Consider the following 279-nt stretch of genomic DNA (forward strand, 5'->3'; position numbering starts at 1 on the left):
CGTGTTCCTCGGCCCGTGGGTCTCGCAGATTCCGATGGCCGCACTGGTCGCGGTGCTGATCATGGTCTCCATCGGCACCTTCTCCTGGCAGTCGATCCGTGACCTCAAGACCCACCCGATGTCCACCAACATCGTCATGCTGGGCACCGTGGCCGTCGTGGTCGCGACCCACAACCTGGCGATCGGCGTGCTGGTCGGCGTGCTGCTCTCGGCGCTGTTCTTCGCCAACAAGATCGGTCAGGTGCTGCATATCGGCAGCGACATGAATGCCGATGGCCG

Annotated in this window: 1 pseudogene; it reads left to right on the forward strand. The window is 63.8% G+C overall.

Annotated features, from left to right (window positions below):
• A pseudogene (locus R0J88_RS19625) lies at positions 1-279 on the forward strand (sodium-independent anion transporter); the annotation flags it as partial.

The organism is Pseudoalteromonas sp. SIMBA_162 (assembly GCF_046535955.1).
In the GTDB taxonomy this organism is placed as follows: domain Bacteria; phylum Pseudomonadota; class Gammaproteobacteria; order Enterobacterales; family Alteromonadaceae; genus Pseudoalteromonas; species Pseudoalteromonas marina.